This window comes from Corynebacterium sp. CNCTC7651, assembly GCF_021496665.1.
GTDB lineage: Bacteria > Actinomycetota > Actinomycetes > Mycobacteriales > Mycobacteriaceae > Corynebacterium.
In genome coordinates, this window is sequence record NZ_CP071246.1 from 1,701,844 (window position 1) to 1,724,821 (window position 22,978).

Consider the following 22,978-nt stretch of genomic DNA (forward strand, 5'->3'; position numbering starts at 1 on the left):
GTTCTGTGACGAACGCGGAAATTTTGCTCCAGCTCGCCGAAGCGTACGGCTTTGGCACCAGCTACCGCGCCTCAAACGGGCTGATCACGGCCCCGCCGGAGCGCTCCTACATCAAGCTCTTGCGAGCCATGGGCATCCCGCTTGGGGACGATCCTTCGGACGAGGAACTCCAGTTCCACCTCCAAGCCCGCCGCCTGGAGCAGGCGACGCGCCCGCTGCCCGCCACGGTGGTTGCCACGGAGGGCGAGGAGCGCCACTTCAACGTGCACGTGCACGACGGGCACCCGGCGCACTGCTGGATCCGCCTGGAGGACGGCTCCTCGCGCGATGCCTACCAGGACGAGAACTGGGCCGCGCCGGTGACGGCGGAGGACGGCACTGTGTGGGGCAAGGCCACGTTCCACGTGCCGGGGGACCTGCCGGCGGGCTGGCACGAGCTGCACCTGGAGTCCGACAACTTTGAGGCGACCTGCACGCTGATCGTGGTGCCGCAGATGCTCTCCTCCAACGAGCAGTACATCCACAACCCGGTGTGGGGCGTCATGGCGCAGCTCTACTCCGTGCGCTCCGAGCGTTCCTGGGGCATCGGCGACTTCGACGATCTCGGCCGCATTGCCGAAGTGGTGGCGCGCGAAGGCGCGGATTACCTGCTGATCAACCCGGTCCACGCCGCCCAGCCGGTGCCGCCGGTGGAGGATTCGCCGTACCTGCCCACCTCGCGCAGGTTTGTGAACCCGATCTACATCTCCGTGGAGGCGGTGCCGGAGTTCCTGCGTTTGGACGACGCCACCCGCGCCGAAATTGGCAGGCTGGTGGAGCCGCTGAAGGCCATGAACCACTCGGCCGAGCCGCTGGACCGCAACACTGTGTTCGCCGTGAAGCTGGATGTGTTGCGGGAGCTGTTCTACCTCGCCGGCGAGGACGAGGAGCGCACCCGCGGCTTCGAGCTGTTCATCCAGGACGAGGGCGAGGGCCTGGAGGAATTCGCCCGCTGGTGCGCCGAGCAGGCTGTAGCAACCGAAACCTCCCGCCACGGGGTGGCCAGCGAGCTGGAGGAAGCCACCCGCTTCTACATGTGGCTGCAGTTCATCGCGGATGAGCAGCGTCGCATCGCGCAGGAAAAGGCCCTGGCCGCCGGCATGAGCATCGGCATCATGACGGACCTGGCGGTGGGCATCCACCCGGACGGCGCGGACGCCACCACCATGAAGGACGTCCTGGTTGCGGACGCGTCCGTAGGCGCGCCGCCGGACCAGTACTCCCAGCAGGGCCAGGACTGGTCCCAGCCGCCGTGGGATCCGCGCGCGCTGGCGGAGGCCGGCTACGGCCCGTGGCGCGACCTGCTGCGCACCGTGCTGCGCCACTCCGGCGGTATCCGCGTGGACCACGTGCTGGGCCTGTTCCGCCTCTTCTGGCTACCGCGTATGGATACGCCGATGGACGGCGCGTACATGAACTACGACTATGAGGCCATGGTGGGCGTGCTGGTGCTCGAGGCGGAGCGCGCCGGGGCCGTTGTGGTGGGCGAAGACTTAGGCACCTTCGAGCCGTGGGTGCAGGACGTGCTGCGGGACAAGGGCATTCTGGGCACCACGGTGCTGTGGTTTGAATCCACCCCGTGGGATAACTCGCCGTTGCCGTCGGAACAGTACCGCAACTTGTCCCTTACTGCCGTCGGCACGCATGACCTGCCCCCCACCGCCGGCTACCTCCAGGGCGCGCACAACGCGCTGCGCCACGAGCTGGGTCTAGTGCAGGAGACGTTGGAGGAGCTCAACGCGAACGACGCCGTGTGGATCAGCCAGGTGCTGCGCGCCGCGCAGACGGAGGGCGCGTTCGGCGGTACCTCGCTGGAGCACGTGGACTTCCTGGACCGCGACCTGGGCGAGTACGAGGACACTGACGCGCTCCTGGTGGGCCTGACCCGCTTCATCGCCTCCACCCCGTCCGCGATGACCTGCACCAACCTGGTGGACATGGTGGGCGATGAGCGCATTCAGAACCAGCCGGGCACGAACTCAGAGCAGTACTCCAACTGGTGCATCCCGCTTACCGACGCTTCCGGGCAGCCCGTTCTCATCGAGCACCTGGATGATTTGGAGCTGTTCCACCGCGTGGCGGAAGCCTCCCAGCGCGGGCGCTAGAGCGCCCCGACGATCGCGGCAATGATGACCAGGGCGATCAGCGCCCACATCACCTGCGTGACGCGCGAGGTGGGGTACTTGCGCTGCGGGCGGGGCAGCTCCTGATCGCGGCGGCGCAGCTCTTCCGGGTTAGCCATGGTTAGCTACCGTACTCCACCCCCGAGCATGACAGGCACCGCGGCCAGAAGCCCCAGCGCCGCGATCACGCCGACGACGATTGCGATGATGGTGGTGGTGTCCATGCCGGTTGCGGCAGCGCCTGGGCGCTCCCCCACCTGCTTCGCCGGGGTAGCCAGGACCGGCAGGTCTTTGATCTCCCCGCCGGGGACCACGGCTTCAGCCTCGCCTGCGTCCACCTTCACGCCGTAGCGCTGGCGCAGGTGGCGCTCCAGCAAGTCGCTGACCTGGGAATTGCGCAGCTGCGGGCCGTTATACAGGCCGGTGGCGCGCTCCACCTTCAGCAGCTCATTGCCGTACTCATCCGGCAACCAGTTCAGGCCGGAGAGCACGCCCACCACGCCCTTGCCGGGCACGTATACCGGGCCGCCGGAGTCACCCTCGTCCGAAGGCTTCGCGGTATCGAAGAAAAAGGAGGACCCCACCCGGCCCACGTACGTGCCGCACGATGCGACACCGCGGGATCCGTGGGTGGTAAAGCCGTGGTAGCAGACCTTATCGCCGGGGGCCAGCGCCTGCGGTCCAACGTAGGTGCCGCCGTAGGGGTTGCCGCCCAAGCTCACGTTGGCGTTCCACTCGATCTCGCCCCAGTCGTTCGAGTGCTCCTCCCCCTCGTGCCGCTCAGACGGGTAGAACGTGCCAGCGGGGGTGGGATAGACCTGGCCGGCGGCGTTGGTCAAGTACACCTTGTCGCCCGGCTCGCCGCAGTGCGCCGCGGTGTAGCTCTTCCGCTCCGCCACGTCGTTGTAGCCGATGGTGCAATCGGAGCCGGCCTGAGTCACATCCTTGGATATGAACACCTTGCCGCCCTGGTGAGCGACCAGCGCCGGTGCGGGCGCTGCGGAGGCTGGGATCGCAATGACGCACGGGGTGATGGCCGTGGCGCAGGCGACGGCCACGGCGGCGAGGCGGGAGCGCATGATTGAAAGATTAACCCGCGAGCTCGGAGCCCGCGAGGCCACGGCGGACCAGGAGCGGGCGGGTGTCCTTGTCGCGGCCGCGGAACGCCTTGTACGCCTCCGCGTAATCGCGGGACGCGCCCACGGCGAGGATGGTGTCGCGGAACTTCTGGCCGGTCTCGCGGTTGATGCCTTCCTCCTCGACCAGGGTGTAGCCGTCCGCGTCCAGCGCCTCGGCCCACAGGTAGGAGTAGTAGCCGGCGGAGTAGCCGCCGCCGAAGATGTGGTTGAACCAGCTGGAGCGGTAGCGCGGCTCCAGGCCGTCCACATCCAGGCCCACCTCGCGCAGCGCCTCTGCCTCGAACGCCTCGATGTCCTCCGGCACCTCGCCGGTCAGGGAGTGCCAGGCCAGGTCGATGGCGGAGGCGGCGAGGTACTCAGCCGTCGCAAAGCCTTGCCCGAACTGGCGCGAGGCGCGCACGGCCTCCAGCAGCTCGTCCGGAATCACCTCGCCGGTGTCCACGTGGCGGGCGTAGTTGCGCACGATCTCCGGGGCGAAAGCGTAGTTCTCGTTGATCTGGGAGGGGAACTCCACCCAGTCGCGCGGCACGTTGGTGCCGGCCAGCGACGGGTAGCGCACCTTGGAGAGCAGGCCGTGCAGCGCGTGGCCGAACTCGTGGAACATGGTGGTCACATCGTCCACTGAGAGCAGGTTCTCCGGGATGCTCATCACGTTCACAATCACCGGCTTGGTGCCGCGCAGGCGGGACTGCTCCACAAAGGAGTTCATCCACGCGCCGCCGCGCTTTGACGGGCGGGCGGAGTAGTCCGTGAGAAGCAGACCAATGCCAGTGCCGTCTTCTTCCTTGACCTCCCACACGCCCACGTCCTCGCGGTAGCCCTGAAGGTCGTCGCGGCGGATGATGTCGATGCCGTAGAGGAGCTTGGCGGCGTGAAAAACACCGTCCACAAGCACCTGCTCCAGCGGGAAGTACTTGCGCAGCTCGTTCTCGTTGAAGCTGAGCTCGCGCTCGCGGCGGCGGGCCTCGAAGTAGGGCCAGTCCGCGCCGTCGATGTCGTGGCCGGCGATCTCGGCCGCAAGCTTGCGCTCCGCCTCAGCGTTCGCGGCGGCTGCCGGGGCGAGGTCCGCCACCAGCGCGCGGGCGGCCTCGGCGGTGCCGGCGGTCTCCTCCGCGATCACGTAGTCCGCGTGCGTTTTGAAGCCAAGCAGGCGGGCGCGCTCCTGGCGCAGCTTCACCGACTCCAGGATCACGTCCCGGTTGGATTCCAGGCCGCGCTTGCGGGAAGCGTCGAAAAGCTTCTGGCGCGACTCATGCCGCGCAAGCTGGGACTGGAGGGACTGCGTGGTGGGCAGCTCAATGGGCACCACGTAGGCGCCATCCTGCTCGTAGGCGGCAAGCTGCGCGTCGGTCAGGCCCTCCATCTCTTCGCGCGTGAACGTCACCGCCTGCGCCTTCGTGTCCGCCAGCAGGTTGCGGCCGAAACGCTCCGACAGCTCGCTCAGGCGCTGGTTGATCTCCTGCAGGCGGGTCTTGCCGGCCGCATCCAGCTGCGCGCCGCGGCGGGTGAAGCGGCGCAGCAGCAGGTCGTGCAAGCGGCGGGACTCCTCATCCTCCGGGGCCGTGACCTCGGTCAGGCGCCGGTAGAGCTCCTCATTCTGGTAAATCGAGTCCACGTGCGCGGAAAGCTTCGGCACAATGCGGTCCGCCACCTCATCGAACTCATCCGTCGCGTCCGTGCCCTGCAGGTTGAAGAACCAGGACAGCACGCGATCCAGGTCCTGGCCCGCCAGCTCAAACGCCTCCACGGTGTTCTCCCACGTCGGCGCCTCTTCCGTGAGAATCCCGGAGATCTCCGCAGCGTGAGTCTGCAGCGCCTGCTCAAACGCGGGCTCCACGTGCTCAAGGCGGATCTCTGCGAACTCCGGCAGCTGGTACGGCAGGGTGGACGGCTTCAACAAGGGGTTAGACATATGGACACTGTATAGAATCCGCCCCATGCCGCACACCGAAGTCACCTGCCCCGCTGGCACCATCGTTGGCACCGCCGATGGCGGCGTGCGCCGCTTCCACTCCATCGAGTACGCCCGCATTCCGCGCGCTTTCGACGACCCGCTGCGGGCTGAGCAGGGCTTGCTTATCGACGCCACTTCGAAGCGCCCCGGCATCCCAGCCCTGACCATCACCACCCCGGCAGATGCGAAAACGCTGACCGATTTGCCGGTGCTGGTGTGGATCCACGGCGGCCGCTTCGAGGAGGGAGACCACACAGAGACCTTCTTCAACCCCGATGCCGTGGCGCGGCGCGGAATGCTTGTGGTGCAGGTGGGCTACCGGCTGAAGTTCCCGGGGTTACTGCCCTTCCCCACCGATCCACCCGGGCATTTCCGCGCCGTGGCGGACTGCGCGGCGGCGCTGACCTGGACCCAGCGCAACATCGAAGCCCTTCGGCGGCGACCCGACAAATGTGACCGTGATGGGCCAATCCGCCGGTGCCGCGATTGCGTTGTGGCTGTGCCGGCGCGACCACTACCGCGGCGAGTTCCGCCGTGCGCTGGCCATGTCGCCGGCATTTCCGCGCCGCGGCTTCGAGTCCCGCAAGTGGGCCGCGCGCGGTGCGGTGGGCAAGCCTTTGACGCGGGAGAGCATGAACGAGCTCTTCCAGCGTGACCCGGCGAAGCTGGAACGCGCCTACCAGCGATTCCGCACCCAATACGCCACCGACATGGCGCTGGGGCCGCACCCACTCGACGCCACCGAAATGGCGGAGGTGCCCGTGGTGGTGACGGCGACGGACCGCGAATTCTTCGACAGCGGCGCACCTTTGGACCGCGCCGGGTTGTACCGCCTGGCCGCCCGCCATTTCGACCTGCGCCGCGACGCTGCCGCGGGCTACTTCGCGGCAGTGAAAGAGATTGCGCCAGGCCACCTTGGCGGGCAGCTGCTCAGCGACTCGATGTGCCGCCGCTTTGTGGACCACGTTGCGGAGCACGCGCCGGGCCCGGTGTGGGTTGCGGAGCACCTTGGCGCGCGCCACTCGGAGGACCTTGTTCCCATGTTCCACTCGCTGTGGCTGGATGACTTCGTGCGCACCGGCGAGGTGGGGTGGCCGGAGTACCGCGAAGGCAGGGTGGTCGCCCGGCGCGAGATCCCAGGTGGTGTGGCCGGAACGCTCAACGAGGTAGAGCTGGCCGAAGATCCCTTCGGCTACCTGCGCGGGGCGTTTACTACTGCTAGCTCGGGAGAGTAATCGCGGCGCGGAGGCGCTGGTCCGACAGCTCCTCCACCAGCCACGGGGAGAACGCGAACGGGGTGGCATCCGCGGCGGCGATAAGCTCGCCCGGCTCCGCCCACGCGACGCTGTCCACCTCATCCGGGTTGGGGTCCAGCTGCGCGCCAGGTGCAAGGCGGGCGACGAAGACCGGGCAAACCTCGTTTTCCACCACGCCCGAAGAATCAACGGCGCGGTACTGGAAGGTGGGGAGGATGCAATCAACCGTCGAAAAGCAGTCCCTGCCCAAACCCAGCTCAGTCTGGGCGCGGCGGTACACCGCGTCCTCCACGGCCTCGCCCGGCGCGGGGTGGCCGCAGAAAGAGTTGGTCCACACACCGGGCCACGTGAGCTTGCTCAATGCGCGGCGGGTGAGCAAAAGCTGGCCGTGCGCGTCCAGCACCCAGCAGGAAAAGGCCAGGTGGAGCGGGGTGTTCGCCGTGTGGATGTCCAGCTTGGGGGCGGTGCCGATGGGGTTGGCAACTGCGTCAAGCAGCACAACCTGCTCCATTAGTTGTTCAGGTTCCCCTCAAACGTGACGTTGCCGATGGTGAATTTGGCGTCCCACAGATTGCCGGCGGCTACGTCGAAGGGGAATTTCGCGTTCACGGTCGCGCCGGGGCCGAGCGGCAGGTCCAGGCCGACGATGTCCACGCCAGCGGCCTCCGCCGTCATCGGGTCCGCCGTGCGGTACTCCTTGTTGCCGGCGTTCCACTTCAGCTCGGTGCGCAGGGTATCGGCAGGCATTGGCGCGTCCGACTCGTTAGTGATGGCAACCACCACCACCGTGCCGCCGCCCGGCGCGTAGGACGTGCCCTGCCACTTGTAGGTCAGCTCCATCGCTGGGTCCTCCACGCGCTCGCCCTTGATCTCGTTGGTCACGCTCGGTTCAACCTCTTCGGCGGCGAACGTCTGCTCCGGTCGGCCGATCGTGCTGGTGGGAGAGACCTCCGCGTCCTCGGTTGGGGTTGCGGGCATGCCCTCGGGGTTATCGCCGTCAACCGGCCCCGAGCACGCCGCGAGCGGGAAGATCAGCGCGAGGGCGGCAAGTTTGAGGCGGTTAGACATAAGGTGAACCCCCAACATCGACGATTGTGCAGTACCTGGTCATCCTACAGCCCGCGTAGAGTGAGCCGGCATGCAGCCGATGATCCGTGTCCTGCGCAGCGCCTCCTCCCTCTGGCCGTACTACCTCGGAGTAGTTGCGGTCTCGTCGCTAGTCGCGGGGCTGAGCCTTGTCTCCCCCTTCATCGTGCGCCACGCCACCGACACCATTGTGGCGGCGCTACCGGACGGCGGCGGGAACGCGGCGCGCACCGTCGCCTGGCTGGCGGTGGCGCTGTTCGCTGCGGAGGCCGCCGCGTCGATGCTGCGCAACGTCTCCGGGTACTTGGGCGACGTGATGGTGGCGCGGATCAGGCAGATCCTGTCCACCCGCTACTTTGCCAAGTTGCTCGCGCTGCCCCAGCGCTACTTTGATGACCAGGTGACCGGCACGATCATCGCCCGGCTGGACCGCTCCATCGCCAACGTCACCCAGTTCATCCAATCCATGGCGAACAGCTTCCTGCCCATGCTGCTGCAGGTGGGCGCGATCCTGGTCATCACCGCAACGTACTACTGGCCGCTGTCCATCCTGCTGGCGCTGCTCTTCCCCCTCTACACCTGGCTCACGGCGCTGACATCCAAGCGTTGGCAGAAGTTTGAGACAGAGAAGAACCGGCACATCGACGAAGGCAACGGCCGCTTCGCCGAGGTGGTGGGGCAGGTCAAGGTGACCAAGTCCTACGTCGCGGAGGTGCGCGAGCTAGACAAATTTGGCGGCCACTACCAATCCACCGTGAACATCACCCGCCCGCAGTCGCGCTGGTGGCACAGCATGGACACGCTGCGCGGGCTGGTGATGAACCTGCTTTTCCTGGGCATTTACCTCATTCTTTTTCTGCACACGCTCGGCGGGCACTTCACCATCGGCGAGATGGTCATGCTGCTGCAGATGGTGACCATGGTGCGCCAGCCGGTGACCATGATGAGCTGGATCGTCGACTCCGCCCAGCGAGCCGTTGCCGGTTCCAAGTCCTACTTCAAGGTGATGGATGAGCCGGTGGAGCCGACCGCGAACGCGCAGCTTGTGGCCGCGACTCGCACGAACGGGGAGCTAGCACTCACCGCAAGCAACCCCATACCGCTGCCGGTAGCGGAGCCGGCCATCGCATTCGACGACGTGAGCTTCGCTTACGTCCCCGGGGAGCCCGTGCTTCACGACGTCTCCTTTACCGCCACCAAGGGAGAGAAGGTCGCGCTGGTGGGCGAATCCGGCGGCGGCAAATCCACCATCGTGAACCTCTTGCTTGGCCTCTACCCGCTGAGCCAGGGGCGCCTTATCGTATGCGGCCGTGATGTGGCTGACCTTGGGGTTGAAGAGCTTCGAGCGTCGATTGGCGTGGTGTTCCAGGAGCCAGCGTTGTTCTCCGGAACTATCGCGGAGAACATCGCCTACGGTAAGCCGGATGCCTCATTGGAGGAGGTGGTGGACGTGGCCAAGCGGGCAAACGCCCACGGGTTCATCTCCCAGTTCGCGGATGGGTACCAGACGGTGATCGGCGAGCGCGGCCTGAAGCTGTCCGGTGGCCAGCGCCAACGCGTTGCAGTTGCGCGGGCAATGCTGAAGGATGCCCCGATTTTGGTGCTGGACGAGGCCACCTCCGCCCTGGATACCAAGGCGGAGCGCGCGGTGCAGGCCGGGCTGGATGAGCTGATGAAGGAGAGGACCACGATCATGATCGCGCACCGGCTGTCCACCATCGCGGACGTGGACACCATCATCACCCTGCGCGACGGCGAGATCGACGAGATCGGCTCCCCCGCCCAGCTGGCAACCTCCGGCGGCATTTATTCCGAGCTACTGCAACTCACCGCCTCCTCCTCCGCCGCGGACCGTGAGCGCCTGAAGGCTTTTGGTTTTCATGACGGCAGCGAGGACAGCTAAGTACCCTTGGGCCCCATGCAGTTCCCAGATCTTCAGACCCTTCAGGCCCGCGGCACGCGGAAGTGGACCCAGTTCGACCGTGACGTCATCCCCATGTTCGTCGCGGAGAGCGACTTCCCCACCGCCCCGCCGGTGAAGCAGGCGATTCTGGATGCCTGCGAGCGCGAAATGTTCGGCTACACCCCCGCCCCGCACGCCTCCGTGCTACCGGAGGTGCTCGCCGATTTTTACGACTGGCGCTACGGCTGGCGGCCGGACCCGGCGCGCATCTTCCCCGTGGCGGACGTGGTGCGCGGCGTGCTGCTGGCCATCCAGTACTTCACCGAGGGCGACGTGATCGTGCCCGTGCCCTCCTACTTCCCGTTCCTCAAGATCGCGCAGACGGCTGGGCGCAAGCGTATCGACGTCGGCTCCGAAGGCGGCCTCGACCTCGCCGAGGTAGAAGCTGCATTCAAGAACGGCGCGGGCAGCATCATCGTGACCAACCCGTTCAACCCGGGCGGCTGGATGTTCGACGCGGAAGAGCTGGACCAGATCTGCGAGATCGCGCGCCGCCACGGCGGGCGCGTGATTGTGGACGAGATCCACGCGCCCTTGGTCTACGAGGGCGCGCACGTGTGCGCCGCACAGCGCAACCCGGATGTGTGCATTACAGTGACCGCCACCTCGAAGGCGTGGAACGTTGCGGGCCTGAAGTGCGCGCAGATCATCTTCTCCAACGATGAGGACGTGAAGCGCTGGGACAAGGTCAGCCCCGTGGCCAAGGACGGCGTGGGCACGCTCGGCATCATCGCCGCGGAGGCCTGTTACCGGGACGGCCGCGAGTTCTTGGACGAGGAGGTGGCGCTGCTCAAGGCCAACCGCGATTACCTCGCCGAGGTGCTGCCGGAGAAGATCCCGGGCATCCGCTTCGAGCTCCCCCAGGCGACGTACCTGATGTTCCTGAACTTTGCGGAGACGAAATTGAACGTCGAAAAGCCTGCTGCCTACCTGCTGGAGCACGCTCGAGTGGCCATGAATGAGGGCGTGGACTTCGGCCCCGGCGGCGAGCACCGCGCGCGCATGAACTTCGCCACGTCGCCCGAGATTCTGGCGGAGGCAGTTGAGCGCATCGCGCGCGCGATCGAACTACGCTAGTTCCTCATGGAGCACACCCCCCAGGCCTCAGATTTCACCCCGCCCGCCCCGGTTGAGCAACCGTGGGAGCGCCCCGATCCGCAGTGGTACAAGGACGCCGTGTTTTACGAAGTCCTGGTCCGCGCGTTCTACGACCCGGACGGGACGGGCTCCGGCACGCTGAAGGGCCTGGAGGAGAAGCTGGACTACCTGCAGTGGCTGGGCGTGGACTGCCTGTGGCTGCCGCCGTTCTACGATTCGCCGCTGCGCGATGGCGGGTACGACATCCGCGATTTCCGCAAGGTGCTGCCGGAGTTCGGCACTGTGGAGGACTTCATCTCGCTGATTGACGCGGCGCACAAGCGCGGCATCCGCATTATCACGGACTTCCCCATCAACCACACCTCAGACCAGCACCCGTGGTTCATCCAGTCCCGCGAGGATCCGGAGGGCCCCTACGGGGACTACTACGTGTGGACGGACGATGACAAGCAGTACGACGGCACCCGCATCATCTTCATTGACACGGAGACCTCCAACTGGACCTGGGACCCCGTGCGCAAGCAGTTCTTCTGGCACCGCTTCTTCTCCCACCAGCCGGACTTGAACTACGACAACCCTAAGGTGCAGGAAGAAGTCCTGGACGTGATCCGCTTCTGGCTGGACCTGGGCATGGACGGCATCCGCCTGGACGCCATCCCGTACCTCTTCGAGCGCGAGGGCACGAACAGCGAGAACCTGCCGGAGACGCACGGCTTTATCAAGCGCGTGCGCAAGCTTTTCGACGAAGAGTACCCCGGCCGCTTCCTCCTCGCCGAGGCGAACCAGATGCCGCACGAGGTGGTGGAGTACTTCGGCGAGGGGACGGACGGCACCGGCGACGAATGCCAGATGGCCTTCCACTTCCCCGTCATGCCGCGCATCTTCATGGGCCTGCACAAGGAGACGGCGCAGCCCATCATCGACATCCTGCGCGAGACCCCGGACATCCCGGAGACCGCGCAGTGGGGCATCTTCCTGCGCAACCACGATGAGCTGACGCTGGAGATGGTGACGGAAGAGGAGCGGGACTACATGTACAAGTCCTACGCCTTCGACCCGCGCATGCGCGCCAACGTTGGTATCCGCCGCCGCCTCGCCCCGCTTCTGGGCGGGCACCGCGACCGCCTGGAGCTGGCCCACGCGCTGCTGCTTTCTCTGCCGGGCTCCCCGTTCCTGTACTACGGCGACGAGATTGGCATGGGCGACAACATCTGGCTGCCGGACCGCGACGGCGTGCGCACCCCCATGCAGTGGTCCAACGACCGCAACGGCGGCTTCTCCAAGGCGGACCCGGAGCGTCTGTACCTGCCGCCGGTGCGCAACGACCAGTACGGCTTCCACATCGTCAACGTGGAATCCCAGGTGAACCAGGACAACTCCCTGCTGCACTGGGTGCGCACGCTGGTGCATATCCGCAAGCAGTACAAGGCGTTCGGCCGCGGCTCCTACATCGAGGTGGAGCACGGCAACGAGCAGGTGCTGGCCTTCATCCGTGAGTACACCGACGACAACGGCCGCACCGAGCGCATCCTGTGCGTGCACAACATGAGCTCGCGCCCGCAGCCGGTGATGATGCAGCTGGCGCACTTTGCCGGCATCACCCCGCGCGAGCTGTCCGGCGGCGTGGAGTTCCCCACGATCGGCGAGCTGCCGTGGCTGACCACGCTTGCCCCGCACGGTTTCTTCTGGTTCGACATCTCCTAGGAGGCCTACCTTGATCGACATCACCGGAGAACGCTTTTTCGGCTCCAAAGCCGCGGCGGTGGGCGGCACCAGCGTCGCCAATGAAGCCCCGCTAGGCGGATACACCTGGCAGCTCATCGAAGTTGAGCTTCAGCGCGGTACCGAGGTCTACCAGGTGCTGGTGGAGGGCGACACGGACGTGTTGAACACGGACGCCGGCGCCACCGCCTACGTCGCCCACGCGCACGAGCTGGGCGAGGTCCACGGCACCCTCACCACCGGCCCCGCCACCCCGCTCGGCGCGGAGCAATCCAACACGTCGCTGGTGGTGGGCGACACCATCTTCAAGGTCTTCCGCAAGCTCGAGGGCGGCCTGAACCCGGACGTGGAGCTGCTCAGCCGCATCGACAACCCGCACATCGCCGCCGTGCACGGCTACGTCACCCGCGGCGACCAGACGCTGGCCATGCAGCAGGCGCGCATCGACGGCACCGACGGCTACCAGCTGGCCACCAGCGAGGGCCTCACTGTGGAAAGCGCCACCTCCCTCGGCGTCGCCATCCGCAGCGTCCACGACTCGCTGGCCAGCGCGTTCGGTACCGAGGAGGTTGACGCAGACGGCGTGCGCGCCGAGCTCCACGCCCGCCTGGACCGCAACATCGAGCGCGCCGCCGTGCTCAAGGACTACGAGGCAGGGCTTCGCACGCTTATCGACGGCGCCTTTACCCACCCCACCGTCACTGTCCAGCGCGTCCACGGCGACCTGCACTTGGGCCAGACACTGAAGACAGCGGATACCTGGTACCTCATCGACTTCGAGGGCGAGCCGGCCCGACCCCTGGAGGAGCGCCGCCGCCCTGACAGCCCGCTGCGGGATGTGGCGGGGATGGTGCGTTCCTTCGGTTACGCGTCTGCACCGCAGGAGCAGGTGGATGCGTTGCTGGCGGGGTACGGGGACGTCGAAAAGCAAATGCTCAACGCGTATATCGCGGACAAGGCGGCATACGAGGTTGCGTATGAGGCGAACAACCGTCCGGATTGGATCGACATCCCGCTGCGAGCGGTGAAGGACCTCACCGATCCCAATAGGTGAGATCCAGTTTCCAAAATCCGCCTGAGGGGCTACTGTGAATGAATCTCTTGCATTCCAGTGAATCCCAAGGAGGCCCTCAGATGGGTTCGACAGCCGTCACGTCGGGCGGGACGAAGCGTTCCGGCCTGACAATCGTGGTCACGTCGCTCGCGCTCTTTTCCATGTTCTTCGGCGCAGGCAACTTGATCTTCCCGCCCATGTTGGCCGTCCAGGCTGGCGATAACTTCTGGCCGGCCATCCTCGGCTTCCTGGGAACCGGAGCCCTGCTGCCGGTGCTGGCCGTGATCGCCATCGCCCTGGCAGGTGAAGACGTGCGCGATCTGGCCCAGCGCGCCGGCACCGTCTTCGGCCTCCTGTTCCCCATCCTGGCCTACCTGTCCATCGGCGCGTTCTACGCCCTGCCGCGTACCGGCGCCGTGTCCATGGAGACTGCGATCACCCCGCTGCTGGGCGTGCAGGGCACCGCGGCATCCGCGATCTTCAACATCGTGTTCTTCGGCATCGCGCTGGCGCTGTCTTGGAACCCGATCCGCATCATGGACACCCTGGGCAAGTTCCTGGTGCCCGCGCTGGTGGTGCTGCTGGTGATCATGATCGCCGTCTCCCTCACCCGCTTCGACGCCCAGGCTGCCGCCCCGGCCGCTGAGTACGCAGAGAGCGCGTTCACCGCCGGCCTGCTCGAGGGCTACCTCACCATGGACTCCATCGCGGCGCTGGCGTTCGCCATCGTGGTCATTTCCACCCTGAGCAACAAGGGCTACCACGGCCGCGAGCTGGTCAACGGCACCATCATCGCCGGCATCGGCGCAGGCATCATGCTCGCCCTGATCTACCTGGGCCTGGGCGGCATCGGCCGCGTCATCCCCAACGGCGCGCAGTACGAAAACGGCGCGGGCCTGCTCGCAGAGGCGTCCAACCTGACCATGGGCAACATCGGCCAGATCGTGTTCTCCCTCGTCGTGCTGCTGGCCTGCCTGACCACCGCCGTGGGCCTGATCACCGCAACGTCCGAGTACTTCCACGATCAGTTCTTCGGCTCCTACCGCATGTGGGCCATCATCTTCACCGTCTGGTCCATGGTGTTTGCCACCCAGGGCCTGAGCTTCATCATGACCATCGCCGCACCGGTGATCGGCTTCCTGTACCCGCCGGCGATTGCCCTGATCCTGGTCACGCTGATTGAGCCGGCGTTCCGTTCCAAGACCCGCTTCACCTGGGCCCTGATCATCCCAGTGTGGACCGCGGTGGTCTACTCCCTGATCGAGACCTTCATCGGCCAGGGCTGGGGTGCCTCCGCGCTGGAGCCGATCATCTCCTGGACGCCGCTCTTCGGCGCCGGCCTCGGCTGGGTTGTGCCGGTGGCCATCGCCTTTATCATCGGCCTTGTGCTGGACTTCATGAACCCGAAGCCGGCGCGCGAGCTCGGCGAGGTACGTTGACGTGTCCAACAGGCGTACCGTGGAGGCATGAAGCTTTCACTGATTGATTTCTGCACCCGCTACCCCAACGAAACCGTGGGCGAGGCGATGGAACGCTCCGTCGCATTCGCCCAGTCCGCGGAAGCGTTGGGGTATTCGCGTATCTGGTACTCCGAGCACCACAACATGACGTCCATCGTGTCCTCGGTGCCCTCGGTACTTATCTCCCACATCGGCGCCCGCACCAACTCCATCCGCTTGGGCGCCGGCGGCGTGATGCTGCCCAACCACTCCCCGTACGTCATCGCGGAGCAGTTCGGCATGCTGGAGGAGCTGTACCCGGGCCGCATCGACCTGGGCCTCGGCCGCGCCCCCGGCACCGACCAGCAGACGCTCGGCCGGGCCCTGCGCCGCGATCCCCGCGCCGCCGAGAACTTCCCGCAGGACGTGCAGGAGCTCCAGGCGTGGCTTTCCAACGAGTCCCCGCTGCCGGGCGTGGTGGCCACCCCCGGTTTTGACACCAACGTCCCGCTTTATATTCTCGGCTCCTCCATGTTCGGCGCGTCCCTCGCCGCCCAGCTCGGCCTGCCGTATTCCTTCGCCTCCCACTTCGCCCCGCAGGCGTTGGAGCAGGCCACCACCTACTACCGCGAGAACTACAAGCCTTCGGAGCGTTACCCGGAGCCGTACTGCATCGCCGCCGTCAACGTCATCGCCTCCGACACCGCGGAGGACGCGGAGCGCCAGGAACACCTCGTGCACCGCGAGCGTGTGCGCGCTTTCGTGGGCCGCAGGGGCACCCCGCTTAACGACGATCAGTTGGACAGCATCGTCCAGTCCTACCAGGGCAAACAGATCATTGACATGCTGCGCTACACCGCCAAGGGCACCGGGGGGGATGTCAAGGAGTACCTCACCTGGTTCGCCGACCACGCCAAGGCGGATGAGCTGATGATCTCGTTGCAGGCCCCCAGCCACGAGGAGGCGCTGCGCTCCATGGAAATTGTGGCTGACGCAATGGGGTAACCTCTGTGCGATGAAGCACAACCGGCTCGCCGGCGCGCTAGTAGCCGCGGCCACCCTCACCGCCTGCGCCCCGGCACAGACGCCGTCCGCGGGGCAGCTCACCGTGGCTGCCTCCGCGCCTCCGGCCAGCCTGGATTTCACCACCACCGGCGGCGCCGCCGCACCCCAGGCACTCATGGGCAACGTCTACGAGACGCTGGTGCGTATCGACGATGCGGGCCAGCCCCAACCTTTCCTGGCAACCTCCTGGGATGTCAGCGAGGACGGCACCGTGTACACCTTCCACCTCCGCGAGGGGGTGACGTTTGCAGACGGCACCCCGTTCACCGCGGACGATGCCGCCTTTTCCATCACCTACGTCTAGGAATCCTGGACCAACGGCCTGAAGCACCAGATGGATCCGGTGGTGAGTGCTACGGCGATCGCGCCGCTGACGCTCGAGGTGGTGTTGGAGAAAGCGTCGGAAAGCTGGCTCTGGTCTATGGGCACCTTCACCGGCGCGATGATGAGCCCCGCGAGCGTGGAGCGGCTTGCCACTGACCCGCTGGGCACCGGCCCGTACACCCTGGAGCGCTTCGATGTGGGCACGGCCGTGCATTTCACGGCGCGCGACGATTACTGGGGCGGGCCCGTGGGCCACGACGCGCAGATCCGCTACTTCGCGGACGCCGTCTCCGCCGTCAACGCGCTGCGTGCCGGCGACGTGGACGTGGTGTGGGCGATGCAGGCCCCGCAGCTGATCGGTGCGCTGCCTGCGGAGATCGGCGTGGAGGTGGGCACCACCAACGGCGAGGTGCTGCTTTCCATGAACAACAACGCCGCGCCGTTCGACGACCCGGATGTGCGCCGCGCCGTGGCCTACGCCATCGACCGCGATGCCGTGAACCAGGTGGTGTATGGCGGCCTGGCCACGGACACCGGCGGCGCGCCCGTCCCGCCGAGCGACCCCTGGTTTACGGGCCGAGACTACTACCCCTTCGACCCGGACAAGGCCCGCGAGCTTCTGGCCGGGCGCACGCCGGAGATCACCATCACGGTGCCCAACCTGCCCTACGCGCAGACTGCGTCCGAGCTCATCTTCTCCCAGCTGCGTGACGTGGGCTTTGAGGTCCGCTTGGAGACGGTGGAGTTTCCCGCCGTGTGGCTCAACCAGGTGCTCAAGCAGCACGACTACCAGGCGTCGCTGATTGCGCACGTGGAGCCGCGCGACGTTGCCAACCTCTTCGGTAACCCGGAGTACTACTTGGGCTACGACTCCGCGGCCGCCCGCGAGCTCATCGCGCAGGAGCGATTCGGCGAGGCAGTGGACCAGATCATGGCGGATGCCGCGGCCTTGACCCTGGTCAACGCGCCGAACATCGTGCTTGTGCGCCCCGGTATCACCGGCGTGAACCCCAACGTGGTCACGGACGCGCTGCCGCTGCACACGATCGGAGGTGTCTCATGAAAGCCATCGGCGCAAGCGTGCTGCGCTTCGTGGGCCTTCTCGCCGCCGCCAGCGTGATCATCTTCGTGCTGCTGCGCGCGGTGCCGGGCGACCCGGCGCGCGTGGCCCTCGGCGTGAACGCGACCGAGGAGGCCGTGGCGGAGCTTTCGCAGCGCTTGGGCACGGACCGCCCGCTGGTGGAGCAGTACTTCAGCTGGATTTCCGGTCTAATCACCGGGGACTTCGGGGTCTCACTGGCCAGCGGCCAGAACATGACGTCCACCATCCTGGAGCGCGGCGGGGTGTCGCTGACGCTGACGTTGGCCGCTGTCGTCGTCGCGCTGGCCGCCGCGGTGCCGCTGGGCGTGCGCTTGGCCCGCCGCCCCGGCCCGGTGCTGGAGGTGCTCACGCAGCTGGGCATCGCGGTGCCGTCCTTCCTGGTGGGCATCCTCCTTGTCGCGCTATTTTCGGTGCGCCTCGGCTGGCTGCCGGCCAACGGGTGGGGCACGGTGCGCCACGCGATTTTGCCCGTCGCGTCGCTGGCGCTGGTGCAGGCCGCAATTCTGACGCGCTACGTCCGCACCGCGGTGGCCAGCGAGATGGGCAAGGATTATGTGCGTACGGGTAGGGCCCAGGGAGCGTCGATAAGCGACGTGCTCTACGGGCACGTCCTGCGCAACGCCGCGCTGCCGGTGCTGACGGTGACCGGCCTGCAGCTGTCCACCATGATTGTGGGCGCGGTGGTGATTGAGCGGGTGTTCGCGATTCCTGGGCTGGGCTCTTTGCTTATCGACGCCGTGGGCAACCGCGATCTCACCACCGTCCAAACGGTGATGATGCTCCTGGTTACGTTCACGCTGCTGGTGAACCTGGTGGTGGACGTGCTCTACGCCGTGATTGATCCGAGGGTGCGGGCATGAAGCGGGCCGGCTGGATTCTGGTAGGCGCGCTTGCGGCGCTGGCTGTGGTGTCTTTGGTGTGGACGCCGTACGACCCGCTGCAGGCGAACCCCGCCGCGCGGCTGCAGGGCCCGAGCTGGGCGCACTGGCTGGGGACGGATGAGCTGGGCCGCGACATGGCCTCGCGCATCATGGCGGGCGCCCGGTTGACACTGGCCACGGCGCTGAGCGCGGTGGCGATCTCTGCGCTGATCGGCATTCCGCTGGGCATCACCGCAGGCATGCGCCGCGGCGACAAGGCGATCATGGCTGGCGCGGACCTGCTGCTGGCGTTCCCCGCGCTGCTCTTGGCCATCGTGTTCACCGCAGTGTTCGGCGCGAGCATGTGGATTGTGGTGCTGGCGATCGGGATTGCGGGCATCCCCGGCTTCGTGCGCGTGGCGCGCGTGGGCACGCTGCAGGTAATGAGCCAGGACTACATCCTGGCCGCCCGCATGGCCAAGGTGCCGCGAGCACGGATTGCGCGCCGCCACGTGCTGCCCAACATCGCGCACCTGCTGACCACCCAGGCTTCCGTGGCGCTGGCGCTGGCCATCCTCGCGGAGGCGGGCTTGTCCTTCCTGGGCCTGGGTGCGCCCGCGCCCTACGCCAGCTGGGGCCGCATGCTCCAAGCCTCCCAGCCGTTTCTGGCCACCGCGCCGCACCTGGCACTCTGGCCCGGCCTGGCGATTGCGCTCACGGTGCTGGGCTTCAACCTGATCGGAGGCCACCGTGATCCACGTTGATGCCCTCACCATTCCCGGCCTGCTGCACGACATCACCTTCGAGGTCGCGCCGGGCGACCGCCTGGGCATTATCGGTGAGTCCGGCTCCGGCAAGTCACTCACCGCGCTCTCCATCATGGGGCTGACGAACGTGCCCACCGAAGGCTCCATCACCGTGAGCGGCGTGGAGATGGTGGGCACGCCCGACCGCGTACGTCGCAAGGTGCGCGGCAAGGTGGTCGGCATGGTGTTCCAGGAGCCGATGACGGCCCTGGACCCGCTGCGCAAAATCGGCTCCCTGGTTTCCCGCGAACTCCTCGCCGAGGTGGGCGTCGACCGCCCGGAGGCCTACCCGCACCAACTTTCCGGCGGCCAGCGCCAACGCGTCCTCATCGCACTGGCCTTGAGCCAGAACCCTGACTACCTGATCTGCGACGAGCCCACCACCGCCCTCGACGTCACCGTCCAGCGCCAGATCCTGGACCTCATCGACCGCCTCGTGGAGGCGCGCGGCATGGGGCTCATCTTCATATCCCACGACCTCGCCGTGGTCAACCACATGACCTCGCGCGTGCTCACTTTCAAAGACGGGCGCATCGTGGACAGCCATTCCGAGTACGCCCGCGCGCTCGCGGCGGCCTCGCACCCCGGCCCGCCCGCGGCACCCACCCCGCTCGGCGAACCCATCGTCTCCCTCTCCGGCGTTTCCCTCACGCGGGGGCATACGCAAGCGCTTGACGACGTCTCCTTGACCGTGCGCCGCGGCGAACGATTGGGCCTGGTCGGCGGCTCCGGCTCCGGCAAAACAACGCTGCTGCACACCATCGCGGGCTTGCTGAAACCAGATACCGGCACCGTGGATGCGCGCGGCACCATGCAGATGGTGTTCCAAGACCCGTACTCCTCCCTGGATCCGCGCATGCGGGTGATCGATTCGGTGGCGGAAGCGGGCGTCGATACGCAGCGCGCCCAGGACGTGCTCGCCGGGGTGGGTCTTGCGGGCATGGGCGGACGCCTGCCTCGGGAGTTTTCCGGCGGACAGCGCCAGCGCATCTCCATTGCGCGCGCCGCCGCCCCGCGCCCGGACATCCTGCTCGCGGACGAACCGGTCTCCGCCCTCGACGTCACCGTGCGCAAGCAGGTGCTCGAGCTTATCGACGACACCGTGGGCGACGGCACCCTCATCTTCTGCTCCCACGACCTTGCCGTGGTGCGCGAGCTCTGCCCGCGCATCGCGGTGATGCACCGCGGCCGGATCGTGGAACACGGGGATACCGAGGAGATCTGGCGGGGTCCCCAGCACGAGTACACGCGCACGCTCATACAATCGCGGCTATGACCGCCCAGGCCCCGCAGATCACCGTGGTCGGCTCCATTAATGCCGACCTCACCGTCAACGTCGCCCGCCACCCTTCCCCCGGCGAGACGCTCTTGGGCACCGGCGGCGGGGTCACGCCCGGCGGCAAAGGCGCGAACCAGGCTGTGGCAGCCGCGCGCCTCGGGGCGCGGGTGGCGCTGGTGGGCGCCGTCGGCCGGGATGCGAACGCCGCGCCCGCGACCGCGCTACTCCGCGAGGCCGGGGTGGACATGACTCACGTCGAAGAGGTGGACGGCGTGACCGGCCTTGCGGTGATTACGGTTGATCGCGCCGGGGAGAACACCATCATTGTCGTGCCGGGGGCGAACGAGGTGGTGGATCAAGTGTTCGTCGAGAAGCATCGTGCCCCTGTGGAGGCCGCGGAGCTCGTGCTGCTCCAGGGCGAGATCCCCGCGGATGGGTTCGCGCAGGCGGTTGAGTTGGCGCGCGGGCGAGTTGTGGTGAATCTGGCGCCCGTGGTGGATGTGCCGCGGGAAGCCCTTTTGGCTGCGGATCCGCTCATGGCCAACGAGCACGAGGCTGGGCTGATCCTGGCGCAGCTCGGGCACGATTCCGCAGGTGAGCCGCCTCAGCTTGCAGCGCGTCTGGTGGCTGCCGGCTTTACGACGGTCGTGCTCACACTCGGCGCCGAAGGTGCCCTTGTTGCCGATGCTTCGGGTGTCCGATCGGTGCCTGCCCCGCGCGTGGACGCGGTAGACACCGTCGGCGCAGGCGACGCGTTTGCGGGCGCGTTCTGCTGGCGCATCGTTGCAGGTGACAGCCTCGATGAGGCCGCAGCCTTCGCGGCGCGCGTGGGCGCGTTTTCGGTCACCCGGCCCGGCGCGCAGCCGTCCTACCCGCTAGCGGGTGACGTAGAACATTAGGGACTGATCCAACAGGTGCTCCTCCACGCGCTCAAAAGCGCTGGTGAGAGCGTCAAATTCGTGCACTTCAGCGTCTGTGAGCTTGACCTGCTCGCGGGGAACCGGTGTCTGCATGCCGCCATTGTAGCCCGCAAGTTACAGGCGCGTGATTCGATCCTTATTCGAGCGGCGGATTATATCGTTATCGAACGTTTATTTGCGTATTGACACACCGTTGGGATCGTGGTTTATAATGGCACTCAAATCAATCTAACGAAAGTTAGTCACACCGTTCTAGTGAGAGGAACGATGCGTCACATGCCACCTAGCAGTTCTTACTTTGCCACAGAGCGCCCCGGCGATCAGTTGTGCCACGAAGCACAAATGATACGTATAGCGGAGCACGCGATCTTTGGAAGCCTCGCACATGGAGGCGATTCTGCCCTGGATTATGAGCTCACGCTCGCCCGCATCCAGTCCGCCACCGGGTGGCCCAAGGCTGCCGTCGACCGCGGCATTTTCGGCTACCACCGCCTCCGCCACCTCCCCCGCTTGCGCGCACTGCAGGACGAGACAAAACGCCTGGACATCCCCCGCTTGCGCGCCGTCGACGCGGCTGTGGCCATCCTCGGCTCGGAGCCGGACCCGGAGCTTTTGGCGCTTATCGACGACTACTTGGTCAACCTCTTCACCCCCACCCGCATCGCCCAAGAGTTGCCGGGCCAAAGGGCTATCACGGAGCGACTGCACAGGCTTATCACCACCCACTGCCCGGAGGTCGGTTTTGACGAGAAGAAGCGCAAGAAGCGCTCCGCCAACGCAAACGGCCGCGAGCTGCAGTGGTTCGACGTGCTGTTGGGCGAGGACGGCATGGCCGGACTCCAATTCAGCGGCGACCGGATCTCACTTGCCACCATCCGCGAAAGCGTGCGGACTACAGCGAAAGAGCTGAAGACCACCGAAGCGGATGCATTTTTCAAGCTGCTAGCTGGCGAAGTGGCGCCAGAGCCGACAATCACCATCAATGTGTTCCGCCCCTCCAGCGAAGGAGAAGGTGTTTCTGCCTACGTCCCCGGCTTCGGCTGGACCGACGCCACCAGCACCGCAATCTTGGAGGACCTGATCGCGCGGGGGAAGGCGAAGGAGGTGGATCTTTCGAACGTCGAAAAGCAGGAAGTGCCCGGGTACGCGCCTACCACGAAGATGCGTACGTACGCCGAGGCGCGCGACGGGTGCTGCGTATACCCCGGGTGCAGCCGGCCGGCGGCGACGTGCCAGCTAGACCACCGCATCCCGTTCGATGAGGGCGGCCCCACCACGCCGAGCAATCTCTTCACGTTGTGCCAGACGCATCACAACTTGAAGACCGATCGTCGGGCATTCTACGTGCCGGACCCGTCGACCGGCGACATTATCTGGCTCTTCTCGGACGGCACGTACGCCATCCGCCAGGACGCCGGTGTGCTGCGCAGCCAGATCACACCGGTGAACCCGCGTTGGCGCAGCTCGGTGGAGCAACGCCAGAAAGCGAAGGACCGGGCCGCCGAGTTCCTGGCCAAGGGGCACGCGCTTCTCGACGAATACGAAACCACCCACAACCTCGACCACTATCTTCGCGCCATTGACCAGCTGGAACGCGAGTACGACATGGAGTTTCCGTTCCTGCCGGAACTGCCGTGGGAGGAGCCGCTGCCGGAAGAACCGGTCGAGGGGCCGTGCCCCGACCCGCTGTACGATGTCAACCCCGAGGGATACACGTTCGAGGACGGCAACGCGATGCTGCCCGCGTAG

The 22,978-nt window shown here is 66.6% G+C and carries 19 protein-coding genes and 2 pseudogenes; 15 read left to right on the forward strand and 6 right to left on the reverse strand.

Going from position 1 to position 22,978, the window contains the following annotated elements; genetic code table 11:
- The first annotated feature begins 5 nt into the window (after window positions 1-5).
- The gene (gene malQ / locus JZY91_RS08210) at window positions 6-2,144 is read left to right on the forward strand and encodes a 4-alpha-glucanotransferase (protein WP_234947440.1); all 2,139 of its coding nucleotides are present in this window, start codon (window positions 6-8) and stop codon (window positions 2,142-2,144) included.
- Here the strand turns inward: malQ and JZY91_RS08215 are convergent.
- Genes JZY91_RS08215 through JZY91_RS08225 form a run of 3 tightly spaced genes read right to left on the reverse strand, consistent with a single transcriptional unit; the run spans window position 2,141 to window position 5,213 of the window.
- Window positions 2,141-2,281 carry a hypothetical protein gene (locus JZY91_RS08215; protein ID WP_234947441.1) on the reverse strand — a complete coding sequence of 47 codons (141 nt, stop codon included), beginning with the start codon at window positions 2,279-2,281 and terminating at the stop codon, window positions 2,141-2,143. The genes malQ and JZY91_RS08215 overlap by 4 nt on opposite strands.
- A 6-nt stretch (window positions 2,282-2,287) precedes the next feature.
- A complete protein-coding gene (locus JZY91_RS08220) occupies window positions 2,288-3,241 on the reverse strand; it encodes a S1 family peptidase (protein WP_234947442.1) in 954 nt (317 codons plus the stop codon).
- 10 nt (window positions 3,242-3,251) lie between these two features.
- Window positions 3,252-5,213 (reverse strand): M3 family metallopeptidase, encoded by a 1,962-nt coding sequence (locus JZY91_RS08225; protein WP_234947443.1) that lies wholly within the window; start codon window positions 5,211-5,213, stop codon window positions 3,252-3,254.
- Between the two features lie 25 nt (window positions 5,214-5,238).
- On the opposite strand from JZY91_RS08225, the pseudogene JZY91_RS11720 reads away from it, so the two are divergent.
- Both JZY91_RS11720 and JZY91_RS08235 read left to right on the forward strand, forming a co-directional pair.
- Window positions 5,239-5,622: pseudogene (locus tag JZY91_RS11720) on the forward strand (carboxylesterase family protein); the annotation flags it as partial.
- A 265-nt stretch (window positions 5,623-5,887) separates the two neighbouring features.
- Window positions 5,888-6,490, forward strand: coding sequence for a hypothetical protein (locus JZY91_RS08235; protein WP_234949152.1), 603 nt, complete (start codon window positions 5,888-5,890; stop codon window positions 6,488-6,490).
- Here the strand turns inward: JZY91_RS08235 and idi are convergent.
- Both idi and JZY91_RS08245 read right to left on the reverse strand, forming a co-directional pair.
- Window positions 6,474-7,022 (reverse strand): isopentenyl-diphosphate Delta-isomerase, encoded by a 549-nt coding sequence (gene idi / locus JZY91_RS08240; protein ID WP_234947444.1) that lies wholly within the window; start codon window positions 7,020-7,022, stop codon window positions 6,474-6,476. The genes JZY91_RS08235 and idi overlap by 17 nt on opposite strands.
- Entirely contained in the window at window positions 7,022-7,579 is a 558-nt protein-coding gene (locus tag JZY91_RS08245) for a hypothetical protein (protein WP_234947445.1), read from the reverse strand. Before JZY91_RS08245 ends, idi begins: the two co-directional genes overlap by 1 nt.
- 70 nt (window positions 7,580-7,649) lie before the next feature.
- Here JZY91_RS08245 and JZY91_RS08250 point away from each other — a divergent pair, with 70 nt between their 5' ends.
- From JZY91_RS08250 to JZY91_RS08300, 11 genes and pseudogenes are all read left to right on the forward strand, one after another.
- Window positions 7,650-9,500 (forward strand): ABC transporter ATP-binding protein, encoded by a 1,851-nt coding sequence (locus tag JZY91_RS08250; RefSeq protein ID WP_234947446.1) that lies wholly within the window; start codon window positions 7,650-7,652, stop codon window positions 9,498-9,500.
- 15 nt (window positions 9,501-9,515) lie between these two features.
- Complete coding sequence (locus JZY91_RS08255; RefSeq protein WP_234947447.1) at window positions 9,516-10,637, forward strand: MalY/PatB family protein; 1,122 nt, start codon at window positions 9,516-9,518, stop codon at window positions 10,635-10,637.
- A 6-nt stretch (window positions 10,638-10,643) separates the two neighbouring features.
- Window positions 10,644-12,362, forward strand: a complete 1,719-nt coding sequence (gene treS, locus JZY91_RS08260; protein WP_234947448.1) for a maltose alpha-D-glucosyltransferase — start codon at window positions 10,644-10,646, stop codon at window positions 12,360-12,362.
- A gap of 10 nt (window positions 12,363-12,372) precedes the next feature.
- Complete coding sequence (locus tag JZY91_RS08265; RefSeq protein WP_234947449.1) at window positions 12,373-13,434, forward strand: trehalose synthase; 1,062 nt, start codon at window positions 12,373-12,375, stop codon at window positions 13,432-13,434.
- An 80-nt stretch (window positions 13,435-13,514) separates the two neighbouring features.
- Window positions 13,515-14,873: a branched-chain amino acid transport system II carrier protein gene (gene brnQ, locus JZY91_RS08270; protein ID WP_234947450.1), complete on the forward strand. Its 1,359-nt coding sequence runs from the start codon at window positions 13,515-13,517 to the stop codon at window positions 14,871-14,873.
- A 27-nt stretch (window positions 14,874-14,900) separates the two neighbouring features.
- The gene (locus JZY91_RS08275) at window positions 14,901-15,878 is read left to right on the forward strand and encodes an LLM class flavin-dependent oxidoreductase (protein ID WP_234947451.1); all 978 of its coding nucleotides are present in this window, start codon (window positions 14,901-14,903) and stop codon (window positions 15,876-15,878) included.
- 10 nt (window positions 15,879-15,888) lie between these two features.
- Window positions 15,889-17,325, forward strand: a pseudogene (locus tag JZY91_RS08280) (ABC transporter substrate-binding protein).
- Window positions 17,322-18,224 (forward strand): ABC transporter permease, encoded by a 903-nt coding sequence (locus tag JZY91_RS08285; protein ID WP_234947452.1) that lies wholly within the window; start codon window positions 17,322-17,324, stop codon window positions 18,222-18,224. The pseudogene JZY91_RS08280 and the gene JZY91_RS08285 overlap by 4 nt, the downstream one beginning before the upstream one ends.
- Window positions 18,221-18,988: an ABC transporter permease gene (locus JZY91_RS08290; protein WP_234947453.1), complete on the forward strand. Its 768-nt coding sequence runs from the start codon at window positions 18,221-18,223 to the stop codon at window positions 18,986-18,988. The genes JZY91_RS08285 and JZY91_RS08290 overlap by 4 nt, the downstream gene beginning before the upstream one ends.
- Complete coding sequence (locus JZY91_RS08295) at window positions 18,975-20,306, forward strand: ABC transporter ATP-binding protein (protein WP_234947454.1); 1,332 nt, start codon at window positions 18,975-18,977, stop codon at window positions 20,304-20,306. The genes JZY91_RS08290 and JZY91_RS08295 overlap by 14 nt, the downstream gene beginning before the upstream one ends.
- Window positions 20,303-21,208, forward strand: a complete 906-nt coding sequence (locus JZY91_RS08300) for a ribokinase (protein ID WP_234947455.1) — start codon at window positions 20,303-20,305, stop codon at window positions 21,206-21,208. Before JZY91_RS08295 ends, JZY91_RS08300 begins: the two co-directional genes overlap by 4 nt.
- On the opposite strand, the gene JZY91_RS08305 is transcribed toward JZY91_RS08300, so the two are convergent.
- Complete coding sequence (locus JZY91_RS08305) at window positions 21,185-21,322, reverse strand: hypothetical protein (RefSeq protein WP_234947456.1); 138 nt, start codon at window positions 21,320-21,322, stop codon at window positions 21,185-21,187. The genes JZY91_RS08300 and JZY91_RS08305 overlap by 24 nt on opposite strands.
- Window positions 21,323-21,571: 249 nt before the next feature.
- Here JZY91_RS08305 and JZY91_RS08310 point away from each other — a divergent pair, with 249 nt between their 5' ends.
- On the forward strand, window positions 21,572-22,978 hold the full coding sequence (locus JZY91_RS08310) for an HNH endonuclease signature motif containing protein (protein WP_234947457.1): 1,407 nt from the start codon (window positions 21,572-21,574) through the stop codon (window positions 22,976-22,978).